Consider the following 22,948-nt stretch of genomic DNA (forward strand, 5'->3'; position numbering starts at 1 on the left):
TGTAGAGCGGGTTGTGGTGTATTACTCGGTTGAGTCAAAGAAATTTCGATAGAAAGCACATAGATTTAGATTAAGGAGATTAGTCATGGCAAGGCGATTAACCGCATCTGGTTATATTTCTGGAGTTGATGATGAGACATTCGGGTCGAATGAGTATGGCAATGCTTCTCTCGTTCGGGAAACTATACTCTCTGATTCCGTACCTCAAAATGTTCTCTCTCTGGAGTGTCGATGGGGAGGAGAGTGCCGCGTTGAACTTACTTTAGTCGCTCAGGCATTGGATAATGGAGATGTCCGAGTCAATGGAAATGCTAAACTTTTTGAAGGAACCAGCGAAAGTACAGGCGATCTGGACGGTCAGAGAGATTTTGTTGTTTTGGTTCCGCGCGGTAAGAATGCTTCCCATTCTGAAAGGGTTAATAATGATGATGAAGGCGGAGATTATGCTGACATCACCGTTACATTCAACAACTCCATTGTTGAAGATTGAGCGGGTAGGCTAGACGCTTCTAACTCCTATTCTCGGGTAGCTTGGTAATGGCCCGGCTTAGTAATAAGTCGGGCTATTACCAATATAGCTAGCTGCGGGAGTGGGACTCCCACATTAACGCCTCCACAAGCGGGGTGTTACCCACAAGCTAGCTAATAAATCCTCCCAAGCAGTAATTCAAAACAGCCAAGACACTTTCATTGTCTAACGACCCAGTGCTATCAGCTTGAGAATGCCTAGTAAGGTGTTATGCAGAAACAGAAAGTAATAAATACCGAAAGCAGCCAAACCCCCTAAAAGCATTACTGGCTCTCGCCGAAACTTGGCTATACCAATGAAAGCACCAAGGAAAATTGATACAACGATAGCGGTCTGACGGTCGAACATGAGGAAAAAGGCTCCTTTCTGTGAAACTATTGCAATCCAGCATAGGTGGACTGCCCAAGCGTCAGAGGCTATGCGATCCAGATTTGAAGTTTTATTAAGCTTTGCGGTAAATGCCGCCTGCCTTATCCGTGCAAAGCAATTCCCCTTTGTGCCATGCCCAGCCGTGCAAATTGCGGCTAGCTGACACTCCTAAACTCAGTGCTTCCCACAGCGATTTGTTGTAGGCAACCAATTGCTTTCTGAGCAATGGGTCATTTTCTGCCTCAATTTGGCACGTCCACAGAACCATCCCAATCCAAGAAAAACCAACTTTGTGCCAAACTAAGTTTGTTTTTAATCTCTGCTCCTCTGCCTTCTTAAGTTCTGGGTAAGTACCATCCAACTCGGATCGAGCCAGAAGTTGAGTGTACTGCTTACCTACTTGCCTCCACTTTTTCATCGGAACGTCATAGTAGGGTTTCAGACAGACAGAGAAAGAACTGTCCGCATCTTCTTTTAAAGTTTCCGCAAATAAATCATAGGCTGATTGAAATGGATATTGTCTCAGGCTAGCTTGGTGCAAAAATTTGGACGATAAATGAGCGGAGAGCTGGGGACACTGCTCCACAGAACTCGTCAAAATTTGAAGCTCTGTGTGGCATTTTTTGACATATTTTTCAGCTACTTTGCAAAGCTCCCACCGAGATTTGTATTCATTAACGCAGCGGTCAATTAACTCAGCTTTCCGCCTAGAAATCTCTTGCCGTTTTACAGCTTCCTCAACTGGGTAATAGTCCTTAACAAGCCACTTAGATTTCCAGCACTCAGCCAAAAGAATCTGGGTTTGTCTTGCTTTGTGCCATTCCTCTATCTGAGCTGGTGTCTTAGCTTGCTGTAGGAGGCGATCGCTGGGCAAGCTAGCTATAAGTTGGGCAATTTGTTCATTTATTTCAGGGTTTTTTCGATTCATTAGGTAATTCGAGATAAAGTGGAGGACTTCGGACGGCACAGACTAAGCGGGGATTGCAGGCAAGCGAAAGTTTGAGCATGGCGGATGGGTTGGGGGTTTGGTTTTAGTTTCTCCCAAAATCCGGGTGTTGGGAGCGATCGCACTCGCGTCAATCCAGCGCTGCCTTACCTTTGTCAAGGATACCTCGCAAAAATTGGGCTAGATCGGCAAAGTGTTCTGGGTTATTTTCAAGCAGCCATTCCGTGAGCATTAGTGAGTGCGAGGTTTTTTTAAACTTGACCCGCGCTTCTGATAAATCGGCAAATAGCGCATCGAGGACTTTTGCAGCATCAATTTTGCCAATCCATTCGGCATTACCTAGATGTTTTGAAGTATCGTCTTTTGAACGCTGAGTATTGGGTTTTGGGAAGTAATTCTTATTTAATTTATGGGTTTCGAGCCGTTCTCGAACTTCTTCGCCACTAACAGGTTGTTCTCGCCCCGCATCTTCATGATTGAGTGCGGCTGCTATAGCATCGGGATGGAGCAGGTAATTTTCATACATTCGCCTCTCCAGGAATTTAACTGGGTGCTGGCTTCTTTTCTGCAAATCCTTCATCTCTTGCTGACAGCGCTCCTCCAGATCGAACACAAATCCAACCGTCGGGGGAAACAAACTGCTGCCACCGCTGAGTTTGTCGTAAACATCAAATACGAGATGAGCGCGTTTTCCCTCAAAATCGCCAGTATTCTTAACAGCAATAATTTGAGTACCCCTTAAAGGCTTTTTGGCTACTTTTTCCAAAATTAACGGAAAGCACCGCTCCTCGGTCGGCCCTTCCACCCAGAGGATCCTGTCCGCACCGAAAACGTCAGACAAACTGACTCCCAGTTCGGCTAATAGAGAGCGCTGTTCCTTGATATCTTGCGAATTCATCATTGATGCTTTCGTTTCCCCGCCCTCAGACCGCAGCTTCACGATAGTTGAGGGATTGGCAGCGGAAATAATCTCGGCCGAATGAGTGGCAATAAAATATTGGTGCTGCGGAAACTCTTTGAGGATTTCTATCAGTTTCTTAGCCGCCCCTGGATGCAAATAAGATTGGGGTTCGTCAATGATTATTGTTCGAGGAGCTGGGGAAGCCAACACCGCGTAAAGAATTGCCAGCACCTGACCAATACCAGTCCCGCACTCTGACAAGGGAAATGCTAAATCTTCTCTATCATTTTCAGATGCTTCTTTCGACCAAATTAAAATTTCTAATTCCTGGCTTCTGCGACTCGCGTTAATCCCACTCGAATCTTTGATGATGGGCTTAGGCCTGACAGAAACTTCGCCTATTTCAGGAAAAATAGTGGATATATACATCAAAAAACGATTAAAAAGTTTCTTTTTTCCAGAAAGTTGAAGTTGATTTAAGACTTCAGCCAAATTCGAGGCGTCCGGCTCCAGTTCAGACCGATCGCCAAATAAGCAGCTTGCTAAATTGGGGCGTTCTGCATAAAGCCTGTATGTATGGCAACTAAAATATTGAACAATTCTGGTTGTTATTTCGTTGTCGGCAGTGTTCCTATTGAAATTAACACCCGACGCTCTATCAATAAGGTAGTCTTGTTTGTTGACGCAATAGATGTTAAAGGTTAGGCTATCGCTTAAGCTTTTCTCTATTTCAGCTACCTTGCAGCTCTCCTCCATCCTAACTCTAATTTCTACAGCAGCACGAACCTCCAACCACTCTAGAAAAAGGCTGTGCATAGTTTGAGCCGATAGAGTTCGGTCTGTTTTGTCACTGTAAACGAACTGAAAATCAATTGATAGTTTTTTGGCAACTTCTTCGATTGCCGACTTGTCTGCTACTAGAGAAACTTTGGCGCATGAGTCTGAATTAAAATGTAGCAATGTTTTGAGACTGCGATGGGATTTCTTCTCGAAATTTAAGCTTAAAGCTTCCAGCAGCGCTGTTTTTCCTGAATTGTTGGCTCCCACAATAATATTGATGCCGGGTTGGAATTCTAACACCCCAGAATCCCGGAATGACTTGTAATTAAGTAACTGAAGACGGGAGATGTACATAACTGTGTTTTTGAGGAAACGATACTTGAGCGCTCCGAGCCTGGTGCGGTAGCGAGGCGGGCTGACTACACTTTAATTCAAACACACAATACTAAAGTCTTCTTCTAGCAAATCTGACCTTGCTTAGCAGCAGTAGAGTGACCAATAGGGTTACTGCCAACCCACCTTTCATCCACTGGTTCCGATGCCAATTGATAACGGCTATCCGAGGAGAGTCGAATAGAAGGAGAATGGTTATCCAAACTCGCATGAATGGTAAACATACCAAAAATCAGAACATCTCCAGCCTCGAATTCGGAACTCAACCAACGTCCTCCGTATTTACAGCGCAAAGAAACCGGGTTTTTGGATAAGGCTCCATCCCACCCTTTTTGATTGGAGGCATACAAAGGGGCCGTTTTTCTGTTGGCACAATAGCGATCGACATCTTTACATCCATAGCTATTTTTAATAGTCTCTAGATGATGAGAATTTTCCAAAATCATTAACCCCCCTAATTCCCAAGGAATATCGCCTAATGGAGTCCAAGCCGTGTAAAGCTTGTCAGTTCCCCGTCCCATATACACAATGTCACAATGAGCGTAAGTTCCTTTTCCTGGGGCGACCGCTCTAAGCCAGGTGTAATCGTAATGCCGGACTTGACCGCCTAAAAAAATTCCAAAAAATTCCATCATCCGTCCCGAATAAAGCAGTGTTTTCAGTGTTGAACTCTTGCTTGCTAAATCGGGACGGAAATGTATGTTTAATCCAGGTTTAGCGATGCAATCTAGAACAGAGCTGTCAATTTCCAAGCTTCCCTCAGCAGCTAAATAAGCTGCAATTTCCTGACGAGCTTGCCAAACCTCTTGAGAGTTAAGAAAGGCTTTTAAGTATAAATAACCGTCTTGTTGCATCCTCCGTCGCAATTGCTCTGGCTGTCCGAGTACATCGGAGGAATCCCTTAGATAACCAAAAGCCTCCTCACTGCAATCTAGTTCATAACCTAGGGAACTTAGCGCTGTTTTTGTTTGCTTAATCAGCATCGTGGCTACCCGTTTAAGCCGGGACAGTAGAAACTTCAGTATTCAAAAGATGTGCTGGATAACACCTTTACCGGGGGGTGGATTATCCGTCAGCTCTGCTAGATAACACCCTAGTTTTAAGGAATTAAACAGAAACGAAAGCAGGTTAAGTCCGGGTTCTTGGGTGCTATCCGTCACTTTTGCTGGATACCACCCCCGATATCGGTCTTCTCCAAGATTAACCTATGTCGCAATCTACCGCTCCGATACGGCTTTGCCGCTTGCTGGAGGCGGAGCCTTCGCACATCATGCCAAGGCGGAGTATTGGAACGAGTGCGATCGCCCCTTTAGAACAAAGTAAACCTTGAGACTTAACATCTGCACTACCGAGCTTCTTGAAGTATCTGGCAAGTGGGAATAGCTCAAAGCCCACCTTTTCATAGGTGTGACGGGCTCTTTCACGACCGGGTTCGCCCCCAGTCTCAACCACAGCCACAGACATCCCAGCGCCTTTACTTGCCACAGAAGTGGTGGAACGGAGGACTGAGGGACTTCAATGCCCCTGGACGATCGATTGGGTATTCTGCTCGTCGTGTTCTCTCCTGCATTTACTGGAAGCCTGCCTTGCAAGAGTTACTGAATTCACTGCGGGTTCAAGTGGTTTTTCGCTCGGCTTTCCCAAATAAAGAATACCGAGAGCAAGTGTAGCTCCCGGCATCACCTTTTCCAGTTCCGCTGTTGTTAAGTAAATCCAAGCAGGCTCAATGAAAGGAAAATTTGCCTCACTCGATTAAGCACAGCCGACCGTTATTGGTTAGCCTGTTCCAAAGCTGGATTCGTTGAAGCTCCAGCAATTTCGGCTAAGTTAATCTTGACGACTTTATTGCGAGCTTCAGTCACTTTGGGTAGTGTTAGCGTTAGAATGCCATCTTTGCATTCAGCTTGCACGGAGTCGTTTTGAATGGGTGCGGGCAAGGGAAGCACCCGGTGGAATTTGCCGTATCGGAATTCAGAGCGGACGTAGCCAGATTTCTCGTTTATGTTTTCGTAGCGGCGTTCGCCAGAGATAGAAATTGCTTCGCGACTGACTTGAACGTCAATGTCTTTGGGGTCAATTCCGGGCAGTTGCGCTTTTAATACGAAGCTGTCCCCAGCATCAGCCAATTCCAGAGCGGGCATCCAAGCGGCTTCTGAGTTATCTCTCGCTGTTGCCAATTGGTCGAAAACTTTATCGAGTTGCTGGCGGATGGTTTCAATTTCTGTGAAGGGTTGCTTGGGGCGCATCAACATAATCTGTCACCTCAAAGATTGGTAATGCTTTATCAGGAAAGTTAGGGTTGAAGCTCGTTGCTTACAGTTATTATGATGCCGCTTTATAAGTGGGAGTAACAGTCAGGAGAACCCCACTGAGTTGTCGTATTTCCCCGAATTAGTGCTAAATAATCAGAATTAATTGGTAGTGAAGAAAACCGTACCAAGCTATTCCTAGAAACCGAAAATGCTGTGGCAACGCCATGATGAGCCAGCCGAGCGAACTCTGCTGGCGTGCGAGCGGGGGAAGTATCGCTGGTGTTAACCGTACCAAAAGCACGGTGCGGGTGATGTGTAGCAGGGTATGCACTTGATGAGTGGGAAAAACAAAATAACATACTAAGTAAATCTGACTTAATTTACTACACTTCACGGTCGGCGATTGCTTCCCTTTCCCAAAATACGGCCACCAGAATCTCGGCACTAATTGCCAAGGTTCCCCCGTCTGTTTTGCCTAACATAGAGGTAGAGTTAGGCACAACGGCGTTAGTCCAAGCCTCACTCAGATTGACTCATCTAGCCAGGACACCTGGGCTTCTAGCTTGTCACAACACTGGCGCACTAGACGCAAACCCTCATCTAATGGAAGTCGATCGCTTGTTGGGGGAAATTCTTGCAATATTTCGGCTTCTATCGTCTAATAGCGCTCCAGGTCTTTGATCGGTTGTGCCAGAAAATTTGCTTTTTCACCAGCATCTCCCATAGCAAATTGCAAAATTGAATCCACGTACACCTTAACCTTGGGATTTTTGACTCCCTCTGTAGCTGAGGCATAGAGTAATTCACCATTGAGATATGCAAAATCTGATACATATAGGCGATCGCCTACTAATTCAAATATCTGCATTCCTTTAGCGGGTCTTACTGTTAAGTTCTCGCGTCTGACTCGATTAGCCGCATTTTCTAGCAATATAATTACAGCTAAAATTACGCTGGGATAGTTACTGTCTTAGCTAGGTTCCTCTGAGACTTTTACGACCAGTTTTCCCTTCTTGTTGCCGTCGAAAAGTTTTAGGATTGCTTTCGGTGCATTTTCCAAGCCCTCGATAACCTCCAGAGCATATTTAATTTTTCCCTGATTGAGCCACTGTCCGAGGTCGCTTATTGCTTCTGACCATCGGGGAATATAATCGAGGATAATAAACCCCTGCACGCGAACACGCTTCATCAGAATCTGGCTGTAATTATAAGGACCGGGAACAGGCTCTGTTGCATTATAAGTTGAGATTAAACCGCATAGAGGAATACGTGCGTGCAGATTAATTTTGGTCAGCACGGCATCAAGAATAGAACCACCAACATTATCGAAATAAACATCAATTCCGTTGGGACAGGCTTGAGCGATCGCGCCTTCCAAATCAACGGTTTTATAGTTAATCGCTGCATCAAACCCAAGTTCTTCAACAAGCCAGCGGCATTTCTCATCAGAGCCAGTTATACCCACTACACGACAACCTTTAATCTTGGCAATTTGTCCAACAATGGAACCAACTGCTCCTGCTGCTGCTGACACGACCACAGTTTCTCCAACTTTTGGCTGTCCAATATCCAAAAGCCCAAAATAAGCCGTGCAACCCGTAGCTCCTAGGGGTCCCATGAATGCGGTGAGCGGACAGGGCAAAGGGTCAGGTAGTTGCGTGAGAGAAAAGCCGCTGTTCCCTTCAGCAATCGCATAATCTTGCCAACCCAGCAGACCCGAAACCAGATCTCCCTGTTTAAAATTTTGATTCTTAGACTCTTCAACCACACCGATAATACCACCGCGCATGACTTCCCCCATTTCAACGGGAGGCATATACTGCTCCATGTCGCTCATCCAAATGCGATTGGTAGGGTCTAGCGAAAGATATATAGACCGTACCAAAACTTCACCCTCTTTAGGGCTGGGGATTGGTTCTTCCCGATACTCAAAATCGCTTTCCTTTATGTCACCAACAGGACGAGATGCCAAGCGTAACTGCCGATTTATCCCTGTTTTCATAGCTTTATTCTTGAGTAGTCCTAGATCCCTGATTTACAAAAACGAGATGCTCCCCTGCCAGATTACCAGGCAGGATGAATTGCCAACCCAAATTCTGCCACAGCACGGTACAACATGGATCGCTGACGATTTTTGAGCGCCCGCTTCTAATTGTGCATTAGCAATCGCGCCTAATGTTGAGTAGAGAAATCCGGAGTGTTTGTCGGCTGAGTGCTGTTAGGGGTTGGGGTTGTGCCAGTTTGATAGTAAACGCCGCGATACTTCAGGCTAACCCTTGGTTGCAGCACTGGCGGCTTTTTCAAATTGCGAAATCTCCAATCTAAGTTGTAGCTCGCACCTTCGAGTTCCCACAATTCCTCAGATGCGGCGTTGGGGTTTTCTTGAAAGTCGGGGCAAGTGTCGGTGTCGGAGCCTGTGGGGTGAACGGCACAAACTAAGTAAGGATTGCGGGCGTAGAGAAGACATCGATGACTCCGCCCCGGATGGAGCCTACGCATTCGGGGAATTGGGGCATGGTAGGCGGGTTGGAGTTTTGCTTTGAGTTTAGTTTCTCCCAGAATCTGGTAGCCTGAAAAAAAGAATTGCTATTTTTCGATAGCGCTGGCGATGTTTCTAAGTTCTTTCTCAATGCGGTCATATCCATTGCCCCAAATGATATTTGGTCCTAATTGACGAGCGATATCAACTTCAAAACTTTGTTGATACGTGCGGTTTGCCATATCCGAATAAGTTAAGTTGATCTCGAATGGAGGCAATATTTTCTGCCTGCCGAATGTATTTTCATATTCATAAATATCAAAAAACAAAGGAAATTTCTCGCAAATAATAGGAATCTGTAGAGAAAGTTTTTCCTCAAAATTTGAATGTAGTATTTTGGGTGGCGCGTCAATTTTAATAGAAACATTAATTGCAGCGGCCGCGTTCAACGCAACGATACCGAGTTGAATAACTCCACTATTTCCCGGCTTCACGCGGACAAGATGGCTGAGTAAAGGTGTTCTCAATCCCCGCCGAGCGTGAATAGCTTCGACAATAAAGTGATTTGCCGGAAGAGTATGCGCTCCAGCCCTAATGTAGTAACGGTGGTCGTTAGCCATGTGCGGGCCTATTTCGCTTTCACCAAAGCCAATTAGAAATACACCCTTTCCCGGTTCAATATTACAACCGGATCCATTATCTTCAATACTGTGTACCGCATAAGCCGATTTAGGTGTCACCTGTGAAATTACCTGATCGATCCCAATCCCGTCGCGACTGCCGCCCCACGTTAAGAGATATTCCTCCATCAGGCTGACCGTTCCCATCTACTCCTGCAACAAACAATCCACCCCCGCTATTCCAAAACCCCGAAGCAGCCTTGGCAATTTTATCGCCGAGCCCTTCGTTTTTAATTGCACTGCTTTTGTACTCGTGTCGGTCATCTTCGGCAGAAGGTAGAAACTCTGATAAATCTAGGTCTTCGAGTTTGAGAATATCGTTGGGCTTTGTGGGGTCAAACATTCAAGGTACTTTGAGGATAAAATGAACAAATTCAATAAACTAGCGTAGCTGTAGGAACGATCGCACTTCTGGTCAGTTAATCCCAAGAAGGCAAGTACAAATCGTCACCCGGAAGCTGCCGTTCGATAACCTCTTTTCGGTTCTCCAACATAACCGAATCAACGAATTTACCAAACCGCAAATTGTACTGAATCAGGATAAAAGGTAAACTGGGTGCAAGCACGATTAGAAAATGATATGAAAAGCTTTAAAGTTAAGTATTTCAGGCAAATTCTGAAGCAACTGTCTTTATGTATGGGGATTTTAGTTATCACCCAATTGTCTCTATTGGCAAATCCCAGTCAAGTCATCCCCATTCGTCTCACGTTCAGCGTTTATCATCTCTATACGAGAGAATTCGCCTACATACAGCGCCAAAGTTGTCCCACTGAGTTTAATGTGACTGAAACATCACGCCCTTACGAAGGTGGCGCTACGAGTGAGGGGTCAGCTTCCCTAGGTTGGTTGGCCGGACCATTTAAGATTGAGAACAGGGATGAATTTAGCGTAACTTGGGTGGCAAAACTGCAAGCCAAATATCATAATTGCCAAGCAACTGCCCGAATTACCAAAATTAATGACAGACCCTTTGACGGTCATTCATATCTACGAATGCGCTTTATCCATGAGAACGCCTATCTCATTTTGGATATGACAGGTATGACTGCTGGTAGAGATTCAATGCCTGCAATTCTCAAACAAGATGTAAAAGATGGTAATCCAACTTGGAGCTGGTCAACTCCAGATTAGCGGTAAAATCCCATAATTTTGTCCGATGCCGATAGTGCTTTCCAAATTTTTGCTCGCGAGGCAATTCGCGATCGATGGCACTCTCTATCAGAGATTGAAAGCTCTCTTGATATCGTAGTTTTAGGGTTCGGCGATTGCAACGGTCAAATTCGGTTGAAATCAACTGCTGCGATCGCCGACTCGAAACTAGAACTTAGACCCGCCGCTACCGTAGCAAGCAAAATAACAGAGTTCTAGCGATTTAATGAATGCTGCTTTGCTGTTGGTCTTTGACCGGGCGCTGGTATGTACAGCCCGATGTAAGCTCCAACCACAACTTTAGTCAGGTCCCCAAACATCGGTCGGGTACGCTCGGTCGATGACGGCCAGCCCAAGGGAACCGAGAACCAATAGCAAAACGACAGCCCCTAATATGCGGGCTTGCGAGAAAGGGTTTATCATGGGCGTAATGAATTAAATTGCACAACACCCAAAGTGGTACTAACACTCTGGGTGTTTCTCTTATAACAACTTTTCTGTAAAACAGTTTTGTCAATTTGACAAATTTTACTCCCCTGAATCTTGGTATCCTTCCAAAAACGTTAATTTCTAGCTGTCTAAGAAAAAGTGGACTTTTCCAATAACCCATTAAAGTCTTGATTGGAGATGCCATTGGCGATTAAGTGCAGGCATCGATTTGCCAGTGAAACCAAAATATGATATACTTAAATGTTTTTTTTTTCAGGAATAACCCATTTCAATTTGCAGCATCGGTTTGCTAAGTGAAACAAAAACCTGATATAATAAAAGGTTGTTTTAACTAACCAATTTCAACTTGTGGCACTGCATCCAAATCGATCGGGTGCCGACCACCAGAGCGCGACTGTCGGAGCGCTCGGCGACGACAAGAGAACTGCTACTTTTTTTACAGACAGATCGCTTATTCGCTTGCGTTGGCCGTTTTAGGTCGCAGAACTTCGACATTCAGCTCTAGTTTCTCTCCTAGCCACAAAGAATGTAGAGTATGGTCTGCCACATCGTCCCCTGTTTCGGGATGGACGAGAATATTTAGCCCCTCGCGGTAGAGCATTAACCAGGGAACGACTTTGCCAAACTGCGGGGGTAAAAACGCAATTTGATACATCGCTTGGGGATGGGGGCCAATGGGTTTGTCATGCCAACGCCCGAGCTGCACCTCAAACTGAGCCAATCCTTCGCGTACACGCGCAGCAGCATCGCGGCGATCATTGTCAAAGTAAATATGTGCGTGAAAACCAACAATTTCGATGGTGTCTGCTTTCATGATTTTCAGTGGGGTATTATGGGGAGGTTCATTGCAGCCAAATCCAACAAAGAAGTATACCCTAGCTTATTAATTTTACCTGCGAGTAAACATTACTCTTTCACAATACCGCCTATATTTCAGGGTGAACCAATGACTCAAGAAAATAACTGGTTTGAGACAGCACGATTGGGAATGTTTGTTCATTGGAGTCACAGCAGCCAGTGCGGGTACGAAGTATCTTGGCCCTTGGTCGGAGGCGTCTTTAGCCTGCCGTACTGCCAAGATGTCCCTGTAGCGGACTATCACCGCACCGCCCAAACTTTCAATCCGACTGAATACAACCCTCAAACTTGGGCTAATTTAGCAAAACGCTTGGGGATGCAGTACGTGATTTTGACGGCTAAACATCATGATGGATTTTCCTTATTTCATACCCAGCAATCCGACTTTTCTATCGAGTATGCGCCGTATAAAAAAGATATTGTTCGAGAATTTGTGGAGGCGATGCGGGCGGAGGGTTTGCGAATTGGGTTGTATTTTTCCTTAATTGATTGGCATTACCCTGACTACCCGGCTTTTACAGAAGCCGATAAACCGTATCAGTTTGGGAAATTCCGACAGCCGACGAATTCTCAGTGGGAGCGCTACCTTGAATTTATGTTCGCTCAAGTCAGTGAATTGTTGAGCAACTACGGAAAGATTGACTTGCTTTGGTTTGATGGCGGTTGGGAGCGAAAACCAGAACAATGGCAAGCTAGAGAGCTACATGAAATAATTCGCTCGCTGCAACCGCATTTGCTCATCAACGATCGCCTCCCTGGATTTGGAGACTTCGATACCTGCGAGCAATTCATTCCCCCTCAACCGCCTCAGCGCACTTGGGAAGCTTGCCTAACTCTGAATGAAAGTTGGGGTTACAACCCGAAGGACACCCAATTCAAGTCAGCTCGCCAACTTATTCATACCCTCTGTGAAGTTGCAGGTAAAGGCGGCAATCTGCTGTTGAATGTCAGTCCTATGGGCAATGGGCAGATTCAATCTGAACAATTGGATTTGTTGCAATTGGTAGAAGCATGGATGGCTGTTCATGCCCAGAGTATCGTAGGAACACAGCCTGGACTGGAACCTTGGCAATTCTACGGCCCTTCTACTCGGCTGGGCAATCGCTTTTACTTGTTCTTGCTAATGAAGCCCTACGATTCAGTAACAGTAAGAGGTGTACCCATTAAACGGATTCAAGCCGTTTCTCAAGTCGCTGGAGGGGAATCATTACAATACTCAACTCGCTGTGCCATTGTCGATTCTATGTTAAGTGCCGATCCTCTTGGGGAGTTAACAATTCAAGTGCCTGAAGAAGCTCTCAATCCCTATGCTACGGTGATTGCAGTTGATATTGCTCCAGTCAACGATAACGATACTTAAAGGAAGATGTAACCAGTGTAGCGATCGCACTTCTTCACTTCCTACCCCCGTCGCCTTTGGCATCCAACTCAACATCACTCAGCATTTTTGGTTTCCTTTTGTACAAACCCCGCAGCACGACCTTGACATTAGGAAACGCGAAATAATTAGTTAGGCAGGCCGGTGCAACGGGGGTTCGGGTTGCGTGCATATAAAGTGTAGCGACCGCACTCTTCGAGATTGGGGGCATGGTTTGGTGTTGGGTTTGGTTCGGTTTCTCGCAAAATTGGCGTATTGGTGGCGAGCGGCAACAAGTTTGGTAATAGATTGGTCATTGTGACAAGAGAACTTGCTAAGCCTGACACTCCGCTTATTTCCGAATATGTTAACCGTGGATAAAAATGTGAAAACTTTGTCGGTTTTCCTACCGATTCTAGCACTGGGCATGATTGCCACACCTGCACGCGCAGGCAGAATAGAGGGAGCATCTGTTTCCTGTTGGTTGCTTCGCCAAGACAAGGTAGAACTTAAACAAACCTGCATCTATGAGTCGGTTTCTTGGGCTGGAGGCGGAGGAAGGACTTTGCGTTGGGAAGATGGCGGGCAAACAAAAATGACGTGGGGATTACAAGGGCGCGGAGAAAGACCTTGTGCCGAGGATAGCATGAGCATAGATGGTGTCTGCGGTGTGGTATATTTCCGCCATCCCGCCACCTTACAACGGATTTCTGAAGAAGAGAGCTACAAGCGCGCCATAAACCGCCAACTGGCCGTGACCTGTGTCCAAGTACAAGATAAATCAATCTGTTGGCTATTTAGATGAAATTCATCACAAAGAGAAGTGTTAAAGTTACATTCGCCGAAGTACCAAAAATATATCAAATCTCATACCAAGTTGCGTTCAGACGTACAATCATGAGTGATACCAAGTTGGGGTATAAACTATAATTCCATGAATAAAAAACACTTTTTGCTGATACTCTGTCTGTTGCTACCAAGCCTAGTCATAGGCTGCAAGCAGCCAGAAACCTCTCAACAAACATCAAGTCCGTTTGCCGCCACACAAACCACCACCATCCCAGGTTGGAAAAAGTTTGAGGGACGCGGTGCCCAATTGCAGTTACCGGAGAGTTATAGCGGCGGAGATCTCAGCAAAAATCTGGACGTGGTGGTTCAAGAGCTGGAATCTTGGGGACCCTACTATCAGCAGGTAGCTCAGTCTCTCAAACAGAATCCATCCGCATACGCCATTTGGGCTCATGACTCGAAGGTGGGTAAAGCCGGTTTTCTGACTAATGTCGCTATTGCTGTAGAGTCAGTTGGATCTACAGTGACGACAGATACATACTTGGATATGATTACCAAACAATTACCTAGCGAAATTCGTGTCGTGGAGCAGAAGAAGGTATCGCTTGGCGGCTATCAGGCAGGTCAGATTGGGACAGAAACAATAATTCCGAATGGAACATCTGTCAAACAGATAGTCTACACGATTAAGCAGGGAAGCAATATGTGGACTGTTGCATTTACTACCAGTGCTGAGGAATTTGAACAGCGCTTGCCCTCGTTTCAACAAAGTATTAACACGTTTTCAGTGAGCGATTAACTAGACTTTTTTTACAGCGAACATTGTAGGCCTGTTGTATAATCAGATGGGGTGCTTTATGGTAGTAAATTATTCAGTCTTTGCACGAGTATACTTTTTTTTTCGGGGTGAAAAGGTCTTTCATAATTACCTATTTTTTTTAGTGATAGTTGCTAAATTAACACTTGTAACTGTACTGCAATCAATTATGTTTGTAAGTGCGAGCGCACTTATCTAACCCGCTGCTCTCTCGATGTTAACTCATATCCTCTTCCACGCTGCCGCCGATCACCTCCAACTCAACATCACTCAGCATTTTGGGTTTCATCTCATACAAATCATTCAGAACAGCCTTGACGTTCGGAAACGCAAAATACTCCGTCAGTTTCCCAATCGGGTAATTAAACGCTTTGTACCGGTGCTTGAAGTACAGCTCCACATTCCCCCGCTGTTCCCACAACCCCAGTAAGTTGACAACCACATCCGAGTAATGCGCTTTCACATCCCGCTGCACTTCGGCGATGCGTTCCTCGATCGATCGAGTAGTAATTCCAATTTTATAGAAGATGTTACCCTCCGCTTTGACCTCCAGGAAATAGAGCGAATTCACCAAAATCCGACGAAGTTGCGCTCGATAAATCAGCAAATCAGCCCGCCGTTCTTCCAAAGAAGATAACCCCGCAGATAAAGCAATCTCTACAGAGCGTTCCAATGAAGCCAGTTCCGACACCAGCAAAGGTTCTTGGACTTTGTTGAACAGCGCCAGGGGAAGAGCGCCGACGGGGATTTTACCCAAGTCGGTAAACTGATAAATGCGATCGCCCGACGACTCTAGCAATCCTTTCAATTGCCACCGAAAGTTTACCAAGTCTTTGGGAATACCGTAGTCCTGTGCGCCGTACTCTTTCCACAGCACTTTCAACTGTTCCAATTCCTCACCCTTAAGCTGGATGGTGAAATTATCGTAGAGAGGCAGCGCGGGAAACGCTTTGGTTTTAATCCGCTGTGACACGGGTTTACAAGTTTCCTCAGTGTGAGCGAAGTGATGTTCTTTCACGGAACCCTTTTTCGCTGTGAGAGAGCCGCCACAGTAGAGGCAAGCGAGGTTAGTTTTTCCGCGCACAACCTCATCAATGCTCGCCAAGTTACCGTCGGGAGCAACACCAAATTTTAGCCACATATTTATAAAAATTCTTCAAAGCAGGGTTTGAAGATGCACCCGCTTTTATTGACTATCGAGCTCGATCATTGTATCACTTTAGCCGTTTTCTGTTGCAGCTTCACCTTTTTACCAGCGAAGAGAAAAATTGGCGCAGCAAGGTTTTAACTTTCCGGTAGAATAGGGTGAGGGGAAGCAGTTCGTCAGGAGCGTTGCTCACTTGGTTGCTCACTTGGTTGCACTCTTGTGTAGCAATAAGCTTTGGCTGCTGCAAGTGCTGACGAATGCTCGGGAGTTGGCTGATTTCCTGTATCCTCCGAAGCACGAAAAGGATTATGGGAGCGGCAATCAAAATTTCCAGGCAATGTGTAATCATCAATAATGGCATAGTAGTGAGAAGAGCCAACTCCACCAGGCGCAAACTGACTGAAACAATAAATTTCAATCGACTGGTTTTTGTAGATTTCTTTGTAAACCAAGTGAAAAGATCCTGTCATGAGGTTTGGCGCTGTAATTACAAAGTGTTCTGTATCCGCGACACAATCAGGGAATGCAATCGCCCAGAAGGTGAGATCCCTCTGATTCTAGCAATCCCAACCACCGCCATAGCAAGTCGATCGAATCTCTGGAAATGGAGCGCTCAATCCTGCCGCACTCTTAAGGGCAGCACCTTCAATTGCTCTAATTCCTCGCCTTTAGTTGGATGTTGTTACTTATTGCTAGAGGAGCGTTCGGCAGAGCGTTCTGAGAGGACGGGACAATTTCTTGTAGAGCCTCCGTTTGAGATTGCCTGGAGTTTCAGTGAAGCTAGCAGCAGTCGATAAAAATTTAAAATTCGGCTATTTGAACACAGTGAGTCAGTCGGTAATTCCTCACCAATTCCCCTTCTGAGCGGCAGTTTTTTTGAAAGGTTCATCCCCCTCACCAGTCAATTTCCTAAATTTTTTCATGTTGTACAGCTCACTCAATAATATGACTTCAGTATCAAAGGTAATTATCATCGGCGGTGGAATTGGCGGTCTGACCCTAGCCCGTGCCTGTCTCGATGTCGGCATTGCAGTTGAACTCTACGAAAAGCGCGGTCTGGATGTTATGCTCTCAGGACCCGGAGGCATATTCATCCAACGCAATGCTTTGCGCGTCTACAAGCTCTTGCAATCAGGGCAGATTTATCAGCGTTTTTACCATTCGGGAGGCAAGATCCTCAAAGGTGGGTTTTTTGACCAAAAAGCGGAACCCCTCTACATTAACGCTCCTCAATTCATAGGCGAAGATGACTTGGGTGTGTGCCTCCTGCGACCTGAACTTCAGCAAATTTTATTTGAAGCATTGCCAGAGGGAACTGTGCGGACTGGCGCTGCCTTTGAGAAATTTGAGGACACGGGCAACGGCATTCGGGTCTTTTTCTCTGATGGTCGCACTGCTGAGGGTGACATCTTAGTCGGTGCTGATGGTCTTTACTCCAAGGTACGCGCTACTCTCAACGGTAGGGAGCGGTTAGAGGAGCCTGTGTACAGCGGGACTTGCTGCTGGAGAGGCTACTTTGATGGATCTGGTTTAACACTAGATTCACAATACAGTTGGGCAGAATTCTGGGGTCAGGGTACTCGGTTTGGCTACTTCGATGTCGGTGGCGGTCGGTTTGCTTTCTATGCTTTCAACAATACCCCAGCGGGCGGTAATGACGATGCACTGGGCGGTTCCTTGAATGCCTTGCGCTCCCTGTTTAAAGGCTATGCTGACCCAGTACCAGCTATCATCGAGGCGATCGCCTGGGAGAAGATTTACCGAGATGATATTGTAGATCGGCCACCGCTGGGAACCCAATGGGGGCAAGGGCGAGTTACCTTAATCGGGGATGCCGCGCACCCTGTTCAACCGAGTATCGGTCAAGGGGGCTGTATGGCGGTGGAAGACTCCTTTGAACTAGCCAAACTGCTATGTACTAGCCAAGCTGGTGGCGATACTGTTCCTTCCCTATTGCGGCAGTTTGAAGCCAGCCGCACTCAGCGAGTTACTCGCGTATTCAATAGTTCCAGACAAATAGGGAAATTGGGGCAGGCGGATACGGCGATCGGATGTTTGTTGCGGAACTACATTTACAAGCTCACTCCGACAAGGTTGGCTGACTTGCAGTTCAAATGGTTGTTTGATTACCAACCTCAATGGAATCAGACCCGTACAAATCATTCCGCATAAGCTTGACCGAAAGGAAACGTGAAATATCTGTCAGTTTCCCAATGCGATAATTAAATTCTTTGTAGCGGTGTTTTTAGTTTTTCCCGCCCAACTTCATTAATGCTCGTCAGTTCGCCGCTGAGAGCAACACCAAATTTAAGCCACATTGTCAACAATTCTCCTTTGAGCCGGTTCTGGAGATGCACCCGCTCCACATGACCAACGATTCTAACAAATCCAGGGGTTAGGGCTTCTGCCTTGGGAAAGAAAGCGATCGGCATTCCATTTGGGATGCGTGACTTTCATCCTTGCATCTAAAATCTAAAATCTAAAATCTAAAATTGCTCGTCACCAATCAGGAATTTCTTCAGGCTCCGAGTCTGATAGGCCTTGTGACAGTTGCTCTCTTGGTAACGGCCCTGCGGGTAATTCATCCTGTACGCGGGGAAATACCTCGTAGGAAAGCATGGAAAGACTTGCGATCGCTCCTTTGACTTGATCCGGCTTCACCTCTAAGTATTTCTGCAACTGTTCGAGGTTACTGTGGCCGCTGATTTCTTGAATAATCCGCAGCGGAATTCCGGCGTTGCTCATCTGAGTCAGGGCGGTGCGTCGGAAGCTGTGGGTAGAGGCTCCCTCGATGCCGGCGCGATCGAACGCTTCTCTCAAAATCCGATCCGCTGAGTTGGGGTGCAAATGCTTCCAGTGGTGTTTCGGGTAGCGGCCGGGGAATAAATAAGTCTGACCCGCGTTGGGTTTCCAAGATGTTAGGAGCGATCGCAAATCTTCAATGACCGGAATCGTTCGGGTTTGGAGTTTTCCTTTGGTGTTGCGCTTGCGGAAGTTGATTGTAGGTCGGACTGTACCTCTGGCAGTGTAAATATCTATGACTTCCAGGGAACAAGCTTCCGCAATCCGGCAGGCGGTGTAGAGACAAATTCCAAAGAGAGCGCGATCGCGATCGGTTAGCAAACCTTCGTTGAACAAGAGTTCGATTTCCTCTTGCGTGAATATCTTGGCCTGCCCGTGTCCCTCTATCTTCATCTTGGTAAACTCGACCCTATACCACAGAGTTTGCCGCAAATACTGCATTGCTGCATCGGTTGGGGGTATTTCTTAACGTGGTAGGAGAGATGCCAAGGAAAATAAGGGTCATCGTAGATTCGATGAGCGACAATCGCTATCGGGTATTCTAAAAATAAATGATGTGGGAAAGTTCATCGGAAAACAATGCTCAGATGATTATTCGCGATCGCCAAGGACGAGAATACCGACTGCAAGTAGACGCGGACGAAGACCAATATTTCACTGCCAAACTCCTGTACCGCAACAGGGAAGTCGGTAGGCTCCAATGCGTTTTGTATCCGCCTGATAAGTTGGTGATAGGCGATATCTTGATTCGCGACGATGTAATTCACGCTCCAGAGCACTTAGGGGCAGCTCTTTTGAGACGGCTGGTTGAACCCAAGCCAATCGATTACCGTCGCAGGGGACTGGGAACTCACCTGTTGCAGTTTGCGATAAAGAAAGCTCGTCAGCGAGGAATTAAGCGAATCAGCGGTTCTCTAACTCAAAAAGATATCAACAATAATCCCAACCTGGTCAAATGGTACAAGAAGCATGGATTTGAAATACTTCCGCCTTCTCAGGAGAACATCGAAAATGCAGTTTTAGGAATTTCTCTGGATTTAGGAGAGAAATTAAATTAATTACGCATTGCGATCGCATAAGCCTGTTGCTTTATCCTGCAAAAAAAATAACTCTACGAGAGGGCGAGATTACGGGCTTATTAACTGAATGGTGTAACGGGAAAGTTTGACAAATATCGATGTTCTATTGGGTACTATCAACTAGCTAAATTAGGGTGTCAATTATTACATCAAGGCACTATTTCCACAGTTTAATGCTATAGTCTTGATTCGCGCTAGCTAAAAGTTGACCATCAAAACTAATAGCTAAAGAGGTAACAGATTCTAAATTCTGAGCGAGGGTTTTAATTTCCTCCCCCGTCTCTAAGTTCCAAACTTTGATGGTTGTATCCTCGCTACCGCTAACGAGAGTCTGTCCGTCTGGACTCATTACCAGAGACAAGACAGGGGCGGAATGTCCGGTAAAAGTACGAAGCAGCTCACCGTTGCTCAGGTTCCAGACTTTAATCTCTTTGTCTTGACTGCCACTAACCAGAGTTTGTCCATCGGGACTAATTGCTAGGCATAACACAGGGTAAGAATGACCAACGAGCGTGTACTTACTCCAAACGATGACATTACAATCGTGGCTGCCACTGGCTATAATTTGTCCGTTAGGGTGAACGGCTAGGCAAGTAACGCCGTTAGTATGTCGAGCGTAGGTATGCGTTATTTGAGCGGTTTCAACATTCCAAACCCTGACAGTTGTATCGAGGCTGCCGCTAAATAAAACTGAATTCTTTTTTGGATGAAAAGCGACGCAAGTTATAGGCTTTGAAAGCCCTGAGAGAATTTTTATTTCTTGTCCGGTTTTTAGATCCCACAATCTTATGGTTTTATCAACACTACCGCTCGCCAAAGTTTCGCCATCTGGGCTAATGGCTACAGAAGTTACGCTTGCTGAGTGACCTATAAGTGTGTAAAGTTCTTCTCCCTCATGGATGTTCCAAACTTTGACTATCCGATCGTCGCCGCCACTAACGAGCAACTGCCCGTCTGGACTAATAGCGATGCAGCGTACAGGTGCTGAGTGTCCAGATGATAAATCGCCCAACGGGCGGTCAAACGCAACTTTTTGCCAATCTACTGAACTTGCTAAAGCAGTTTTCTCAGTCAGAAAATCCCCAAATATATGGTTAGAAAGCTGGCACAAATGTGACGCCAATTCTTCATCCCTCTGCATTTTTTGCAACTTTCTTTGCAATCGGTACCTTTCCCACGTAATGACTACAGGAGGATGCAAAATTTCGTCAACTTCGTTAAGCCGTTGCAAAATTGCCTTAGTATCCGCAAAGCGCTTTTGAAGAGGTCGCGCCATGAGTTGGTCGATAAAATCTGCAAACACGGGCGAAACATGGGGTGCTTCATCGCGCCAATTCTCTAAATCGTCAGTGTAGAGGTCATGTTCATAGGGTTTGTTGAAATCAGCAGGATGCTTTCCCGTTAGTAAATAAACAAAAGTACGACCCAAGGCAAAAAAATCGGATTGTGGGGAAGCTTGACCATTAAATTGCTCCAAAGGAGCGTAGCCAGGGGTATGAATAGTCGTGATTTGCTTCGCTGCGTGTTTGCTTTCATAAGTGTGGGTGAGTTCCCGTACCGTTCCAAAATCTATTAATACCAACAATCCGTCCTGAGAAATCATGATGTTGGACGGTTTAATATCCCGGTGGAATAACTGATTCTTGTGGATGTCGCTCAGGATATGAACTAACTCCTCTAACCAAAAACGGGCTTTCTTTTCGCCGATCGGTCGATTATCCCGCTGGGACATCCAATCTTGCAAATTTTCGCCTTCAATTTTCTGCATTACGAAGCAATGCACTTGTTTCTGAGTGTTACCAGGAGTAAATGTGAAAGACTCCTCACCTTTAGGGATTCCTACAATATTGAGGCGGCATAGAACTTCGGCTTCTCGTTTGAATAGTTCTATAGCCTTGGGGGTGTTTTTAATCAAAACTTTTAGAACTTTTGGAGGCAGGCCACGATCGCTGACCTCGTAAGTTTTGCCAAAGCCACCTTCTCCCAGTAGGCGGGTGGCGCGATAGCGCCCTCCTAGCAACAAATTAGACCCACAGCTAGAGCAGAGCAATAAATTATTGTCGGCATTTTTCGGATTCGGGCAATGAGGATTAATGCACAAATTCATTTTTATAATGGGGGGAAATCGAATTTACTCAATTTGACAGAACACTAAGAGCGAGTTCCCCGGTGTACTGGGTTAATCGCTCTTACAAAACCTCAATACTTTCTATCTTTCGCAGGGCAGGGGTCATTACCGTAGCTGTCTCTGTCCCGAATCGTCCCGTCTTGCCGATGAATTACTACCTCTGATTGTTGGTTTTGAGCAATCTCTCGTGCTCGGTTAATGGCTTTCTGCTGGGTGGCGAATACCTGCGTGGCTTTGCTAGCGCCTTCTCTCTCCACTGCCCATCCGGTCTGATGGGGGACAACGTGCTGGTTTTTTCCCTTCGGCATATAGTTCACCTGGGTTAATCATCTTTTTTACAAAGTAACATAACGTTTTACAAGGTGTACGTGTAAAACCCTAAGAAATGTTAAATTTTTATTAAGACGTTGAAGGAATAGGTGTATGTTACAGGGAAAGGCAATTCCGTTGCAGTGGAGTTGCCAGATGGTATTGTAGGAGAGCGATTGCTATGGAAGGCTTTACCCGTCAAGAAACTTTAGCCCTAACTGGGACAACATCTAGCCGTCTTGCCTACTTAGACAGGACAGGGGTAGTGATGCCCCAGAAGTACGGCAATTCCAAGAAGCCGACGGTAATTTATACATGGGAACAGGTATTAGAGATTCGAGCGATCGGCCATCTCAGGCAAAGAGTTTCCTTGCAGACAGTTAGGAAAATTATTCAGTTCCTTAACGAGACTGGCTTTGATGACAGCCTCAGAAATAAACACTTGGTCGTTGTTAACGATGAAGTTTATTGGGTCAAGCATGACTGGACTGATATGCCCCAGGTAATGAAAGTAGCTGACAAAAAAAATAAAGGCATCGGTCAATTTGTACTAATTGTTATTCCCCAGCTAGCTAACCTCATTAAGGATGTGTGGGAGGCGGCTATTAAGTCTAAAGTTGTAGACTTTGAAAGCTTTAAGCAGAGAGCTAAAGCCAAGCCAGATAAAGCAGCTTAAATATTTGCCACTATTTTCATTCTCATTCAGGGTGGTCGCGATTGCGATCGCAAAAAT

The 22,948-nt window shown here is 45.8% G+C and carries 26 protein-coding genes; 9 read left to right on the plus strand and 17 right to left on the minus strand.

The genetic code is table 11. The annotated features are described in order from the left end of the window. The first annotated feature begins 85 nt into the window (after positions 1 to 85). On the plus strand, positions 86 to 490 hold the full coding sequence (locus QT996_RS13250) for a hypothetical protein (protein WP_333047024.1): 405 nt from the start codon (positions 86 to 88) through the stop codon (positions 488 to 490). 481 nt (positions 491 to 971) lie between these two features. Here the strand turns inward: QT996_RS13250 and QT996_RS13255 are convergent, their stop codons facing one another. The 10 genes from QT996_RS13255 to QT996_RS13300 form a co-directional block, all read right to left on the minus strand. Continuing rightward, complete coding sequence (locus QT996_RS13255) at positions 972 to 1,826, minus strand: hypothetical protein (RefSeq protein WP_333047025.1); 855 nt, start codon at positions 1,824 to 1,826, stop codon at positions 972 to 974. Between the two features lie 148 nt (positions 1,827 to 1,974). Continuing rightward, on the minus strand, positions 1,975 to 3,879 hold the full coding sequence (locus tag QT996_RS13260) for an AAA family ATPase (protein WP_333047026.1): 1,905 nt from the start codon (positions 3,877 to 3,879) through the stop codon (positions 1,975 to 1,977). Between the two features lie 104 nt (positions 3,880 to 3,983). Beyond that, entirely contained in the window at positions 3,984 to 4,901 is a 918-nt protein-coding gene (locus QT996_RS13265; protein ID WP_333047027.1) for a phytanoyl-CoA dioxygenase family protein, read from the minus strand. Positions 4,902 to 5,118: 217 nt separating this feature from the next. Next, on the minus strand, positions 5,119 to 5,403 hold the full coding sequence (locus tag QT996_RS13270; protein WP_333047029.1) for a hypothetical protein: 285 nt from the start codon (positions 5,401 to 5,403) through the stop codon (positions 5,119 to 5,121). Positions 5,404 to 5,687: 284 nt separating this feature from the next. Beyond that, positions 5,688 to 6,164, minus strand: coding sequence for an Hsp20/alpha crystallin family protein (locus QT996_RS13275; RefSeq protein ID WP_333047030.1), 477 nt, complete (start codon positions 6,162 to 6,164; stop codon positions 5,688 to 5,690). A gap of 664 nt (positions 6,165 to 6,828) precedes the next feature. Further along, on the minus strand, positions 6,829 to 7,038 hold the full coding sequence (locus QT996_RS13280; protein ID WP_333047031.1) for a hypothetical protein: 210 nt from the start codon (positions 7,036 to 7,038) through the stop codon (positions 6,829 to 6,831). Positions 7,039 to 7,140: 102 nt separating this feature from the next. Next, positions 7,141 to 8,172, minus strand: coding sequence for an NADP-dependent oxidoreductase (locus QT996_RS13285; protein WP_333047032.1), 1,032 nt, complete (start codon positions 8,170 to 8,172; stop codon positions 7,141 to 7,143). Positions 8,173 to 8,342: 170 nt separating this feature from the next. After that, a complete protein-coding gene (locus tag QT996_RS13290) occupies positions 8,343 to 8,669 on the minus strand; it encodes a DUF4278 domain-containing protein (RefSeq protein ID WP_333047033.1) in 327 nt (108 codons plus the stop codon). Between the two features lie 87 nt (positions 8,670 to 8,756). After that, the gene (locus QT996_RS13295) at positions 8,757 to 9,389 is read right to left on the minus strand and encodes a hypothetical protein (RefSeq protein WP_333047034.1); all 633 of its coding nucleotides are present in this window, start codon (positions 9,387 to 9,389) and stop codon (positions 8,757 to 8,759) included. Further along, positions 9,379 to 9,672: a hypothetical protein gene (locus tag QT996_RS13300; protein ID WP_333047035.1), complete on the minus strand. Its 294-nt coding sequence runs from the start codon at positions 9,670 to 9,672 to the stop codon at positions 9,379 to 9,381. Before QT996_RS13300 ends, QT996_RS13295 begins: the two co-directional genes overlap by 11 nt. A 237-nt stretch (positions 9,673 to 9,909) precedes the next feature. Between QT996_RS13300 and QT996_RS13305 the strand changes: the two genes are divergently transcribed. Next, positions 9,910 to 10,461: a hypothetical protein gene (locus tag QT996_RS13305; protein WP_333047036.1), complete on the plus strand. Its 552-nt coding sequence runs from the start codon at positions 9,910 to 9,912 to the stop codon at positions 10,459 to 10,461. 18 nt (positions 10,462 to 10,479) lie between these two features. Then, on the plus strand, positions 10,480 to 10,698 hold the full coding sequence (locus tag QT996_RS13310; protein WP_333047037.1) for a hypothetical protein: 219 nt from the start codon (positions 10,480 to 10,482) through the stop codon (positions 10,696 to 10,698). A 682-nt stretch (positions 10,699 to 11,380) separates the two neighbouring features. Here QT996_RS13310 and QT996_RS13315 read toward each other — a convergent pair. Next, positions 11,381 to 11,743: a DOPA 4,5-dioxygenase family protein gene (locus QT996_RS13315; RefSeq protein WP_333047038.1), complete on the minus strand. Its 363-nt coding sequence runs from the start codon at positions 11,741 to 11,743 to the stop codon at positions 11,381 to 11,383. Between the two features lie 132 nt (positions 11,744 to 11,875). Here QT996_RS13315 and QT996_RS13320 point away from each other — a divergent pair, with 132 nt between their 5' ends. The 3 genes from QT996_RS13320 (at position 11,876) to QT996_RS13330 (ending at position 14,732) form a co-directional block, all read left to right on the plus strand. Beyond that, positions 11,876 to 13,147 (plus strand): alpha-L-fucosidase, encoded by a 1,272-nt coding sequence (locus QT996_RS13320; RefSeq protein ID WP_333047039.1) that lies wholly within the window; start codon positions 11,876 to 11,878, stop codon positions 13,145 to 13,147. Between the two features lie 328 nt (positions 13,148 to 13,475). After that, positions 13,476 to 13,949, plus strand: a complete 474-nt coding sequence (locus QT996_RS13325) for a hypothetical protein (RefSeq protein WP_333047040.1) — start codon at positions 13,476 to 13,478, stop codon at positions 13,947 to 13,949. Positions 13,950 to 14,078: 129 nt separating this feature from the next. After that, positions 14,079 to 14,732 (plus strand): hypothetical protein, encoded by a 654-nt coding sequence (locus tag QT996_RS13330; protein ID WP_333047041.1) that lies wholly within the window; start codon positions 14,079 to 14,081, stop codon positions 14,730 to 14,732. Between the two features lie 235 nt (positions 14,733 to 14,967). Here QT996_RS13330 and QT996_RS13335 read toward each other — a convergent pair whose 3' ends face one another. Then, positions 14,968 to 15,891: a GIY-YIG nuclease family protein gene (locus QT996_RS13335; RefSeq protein ID WP_333047042.1), complete on the minus strand. Its 924-nt coding sequence runs from the start codon at positions 15,889 to 15,891 to the stop codon at positions 14,968 to 14,970. A 182-nt stretch (positions 15,892 to 16,073) separates the two neighbouring features. Then, entirely contained in the window at positions 16,074 to 16,367 is a 294-nt protein-coding gene (locus QT996_RS13340; protein ID WP_333047044.1) for a hypothetical protein, read from the minus strand. 475 nt (positions 16,368 to 16,842) lie between these two features. Between QT996_RS13340 and QT996_RS13345 the strand changes: the two genes are divergently transcribed. Further along, a complete protein-coding gene (locus QT996_RS13345) occupies positions 16,843 to 18,069 on the plus strand; it encodes an FAD-dependent monooxygenase (protein ID WP_333047045.1) in 1,227 nt (408 codons plus the stop codon). 50 nt (positions 18,070 to 18,119) lie between these two features. On the opposite strand, the gene QT996_RS13350 is transcribed toward QT996_RS13345, so the two are convergent. Both QT996_RS13350 and QT996_RS13355 read right to left on the minus strand, forming a co-directional pair. After that, positions 18,120 to 18,329: a hypothetical protein gene (locus tag QT996_RS13350; RefSeq protein WP_333047046.1), complete on the minus strand. Its 210-nt coding sequence runs from the start codon at positions 18,327 to 18,329 to the stop codon at positions 18,120 to 18,122. 67 nt (positions 18,330 to 18,396) lie between these two features. Further along, complete coding sequence (locus QT996_RS13355) at positions 18,397 to 19,092, minus strand: site-specific integrase (protein WP_333047047.1); 696 nt, start codon at positions 19,090 to 19,092, stop codon at positions 18,397 to 18,399. Between the two features lie 158 nt (positions 19,093 to 19,250). Between QT996_RS13355 and QT996_RS13360 the strand changes: the two genes are divergently transcribed. Then, positions 19,251 to 19,757, plus strand: coding sequence for a GNAT family N-acetyltransferase (locus tag QT996_RS13360; protein WP_333047048.1), 507 nt, complete (start codon positions 19,251 to 19,253; stop codon positions 19,755 to 19,757). Between the two features lie 178 nt (positions 19,758 to 19,935). On the opposite strand, the gene QT996_RS13365 is transcribed toward QT996_RS13360, so the two are convergent. After that, positions 19,936 to 21,885 carry a serine/threonine-protein kinase gene (locus QT996_RS13365; RefSeq protein ID WP_333047049.1) on the minus strand — a complete coding sequence of 650 codons (1,950 nt, stop codon included), beginning with the start codon at positions 21,883 to 21,885 and terminating at the stop codon, positions 19,936 to 19,938. 92 nt (positions 21,886 to 21,977) lie between these two features. Then, a complete protein-coding gene (locus tag QT996_RS13370) occupies positions 21,978 to 22,214 on the minus strand; it encodes a DUF2188 domain-containing protein (protein WP_333047050.1) in 237 nt (78 codons plus the stop codon). Between the two features lie 182 nt (positions 22,215 to 22,396). On the opposite strand from QT996_RS13370, the gene QT996_RS13375 reads away from it, so the two are divergent. Further along, positions 22,397 to 22,891: a MerR family transcriptional regulator gene (locus QT996_RS13375; protein ID WP_333047051.1), complete on the plus strand. Its 495-nt coding sequence runs from the start codon at positions 22,397 to 22,399 to the stop codon at positions 22,889 to 22,891. Positions 22,892 to 22,948: the final 57 nt, after the last annotated feature.

Origin of the sequence: Microcoleus sp. S13C4, assembly GCF_036700865.1 — a bacterium.
Lineage (GTDB): Bacteria > Cyanobacteriota > Cyanobacteriia > Cyanobacteriales > Microcoleaceae > Microcoleus.

Coding starts and splice junctions, on each gene's coding strand:
- QT996_RS13315 (WP_333047038.1), bottom strand. CDS start 11,743: ATGAAAGCAGACACCATCGAAATTGTTGGTTTTCACGCACATATTTAC.
- QT996_RS13330 (WP_333047041.1), top strand. CDS start 14,079: ATGAATAAAAAACACTTTTTGCTGATACTCTGTCTGTTGCTACCAAGC.
- QT996_RS13365 (WP_333047049.1), bottom strand. CDS start 21,885: ATGAATTTGTGCATTAATCCTCATTGCCCGAATCCGAAAAATGCCGAC.
- QT996_RS13375 (WP_333047051.1), top strand. CDS start 22,397: ATGGAAGGCTTTACCCGTCAAGAAACTTTAGCCCTAACTGGGACAACA.
- QT996_RS13300 (WP_333047035.1), bottom strand. CDS start 9,672: ATGTTTGACCCCACAAAGCCCAACGATATTCTCAAACTCGAAGACCTA.
- QT996_RS13355 (WP_333047047.1), bottom strand. CDS start 19,092: ATGAAGATAGAGGGACACGGGCAGGCCAAGATATTCACGCAAGAGGAA.
- QT996_RS13285 (WP_333047032.1), bottom strand. CDS start 8,172: ATGAAAACAGGGATAAATCGGCAGTTACGCTTGGCATCTCGTCCTGTT.
- QT996_RS13290 (WP_333047033.1), bottom strand. CDS start 8,669: ATGCGTAGGCTCCATCCGGGGCGGAGTCATCGATGTCTTCTCTACGCC.
- QT996_RS13320 (WP_333047039.1), top strand. CDS start 11,876: ATGACTCAAGAAAATAACTGGTTTGAGACAGCACGATTGGGAATGTTT.
- QT996_RS13305 (WP_333047036.1), top strand. CDS start 9,910: ATGAAAAGCTTTAAAGTTAAGTATTTCAGGCAAATTCTGAAGCAACTG.
- QT996_RS13345 (WP_333047045.1), top strand. CDS start 16,843: ATGACTTCAGTATCAAAGGTAATTATCATCGGCGGTGGAATTGGCGGT.
- QT996_RS13360 (WP_333047048.1), top strand. CDS start 19,251: ATGATGTGGGAAAGTTCATCGGAAAACAATGCTCAGATGATTATTCGC.
- QT996_RS13275 (WP_333047030.1), bottom strand. CDS start 6,164: ATGCGCCCCAAGCAACCCTTCACAGAAATTGAAACCATCCGCCAGCAA.
- QT996_RS13255 (WP_333047025.1), bottom strand. CDS start 1,826: ATGAATCGAAAAAACCCTGAAATAAATGAACAAATTGCCCAACTTATA.
- QT996_RS13260 (WP_333047026.1), bottom strand. CDS start 3,879: ATGTACATCTCCCGTCTTCAGTTACTTAATTACAAGTCATTCCGGGAT.
- QT996_RS13350 (WP_333047046.1), bottom strand. CDS start 18,329: ATGCCGATCGCTTTCTTTCCCAAGGCAGAAGCCCTAACCCCTGGATTT.
- QT996_RS13250 (WP_333047024.1), top strand. CDS start 86: ATGGCAAGGCGATTAACCGCATCTGGTTATATTTCTGGAGTTGATGAT.
- QT996_RS13370 (WP_333047050.1), bottom strand. CDS start 22,214: ATGCCGAAGGGAAAAAACCAGCACGTTGTCCCCCATCAGACCGGATGG.
- QT996_RS13265 (WP_333047027.1), bottom strand. CDS start 4,901: ATGCTGATTAAGCAAACAAAAACAGCGCTAAGTTCCCTAGGTTATGAA.
- QT996_RS13340 (WP_333047044.1), bottom strand. CDS start 16,367: ATGACAGGATCTTTTCACTTGGTTTACAAAGAAATCTACAAAAACCAG.
- QT996_RS13335 (WP_333047042.1), bottom strand. CDS start 15,891: ATGTGGCTAAAATTTGGTGTTGCTCCCGACGGTAACTTGGCGAGCATT.
- QT996_RS13280 (WP_333047031.1), bottom strand. CDS start 7,038: ATGCAGATATTTGAATTAGTAGGCGATCGCCTATATGTATCAGATTTT.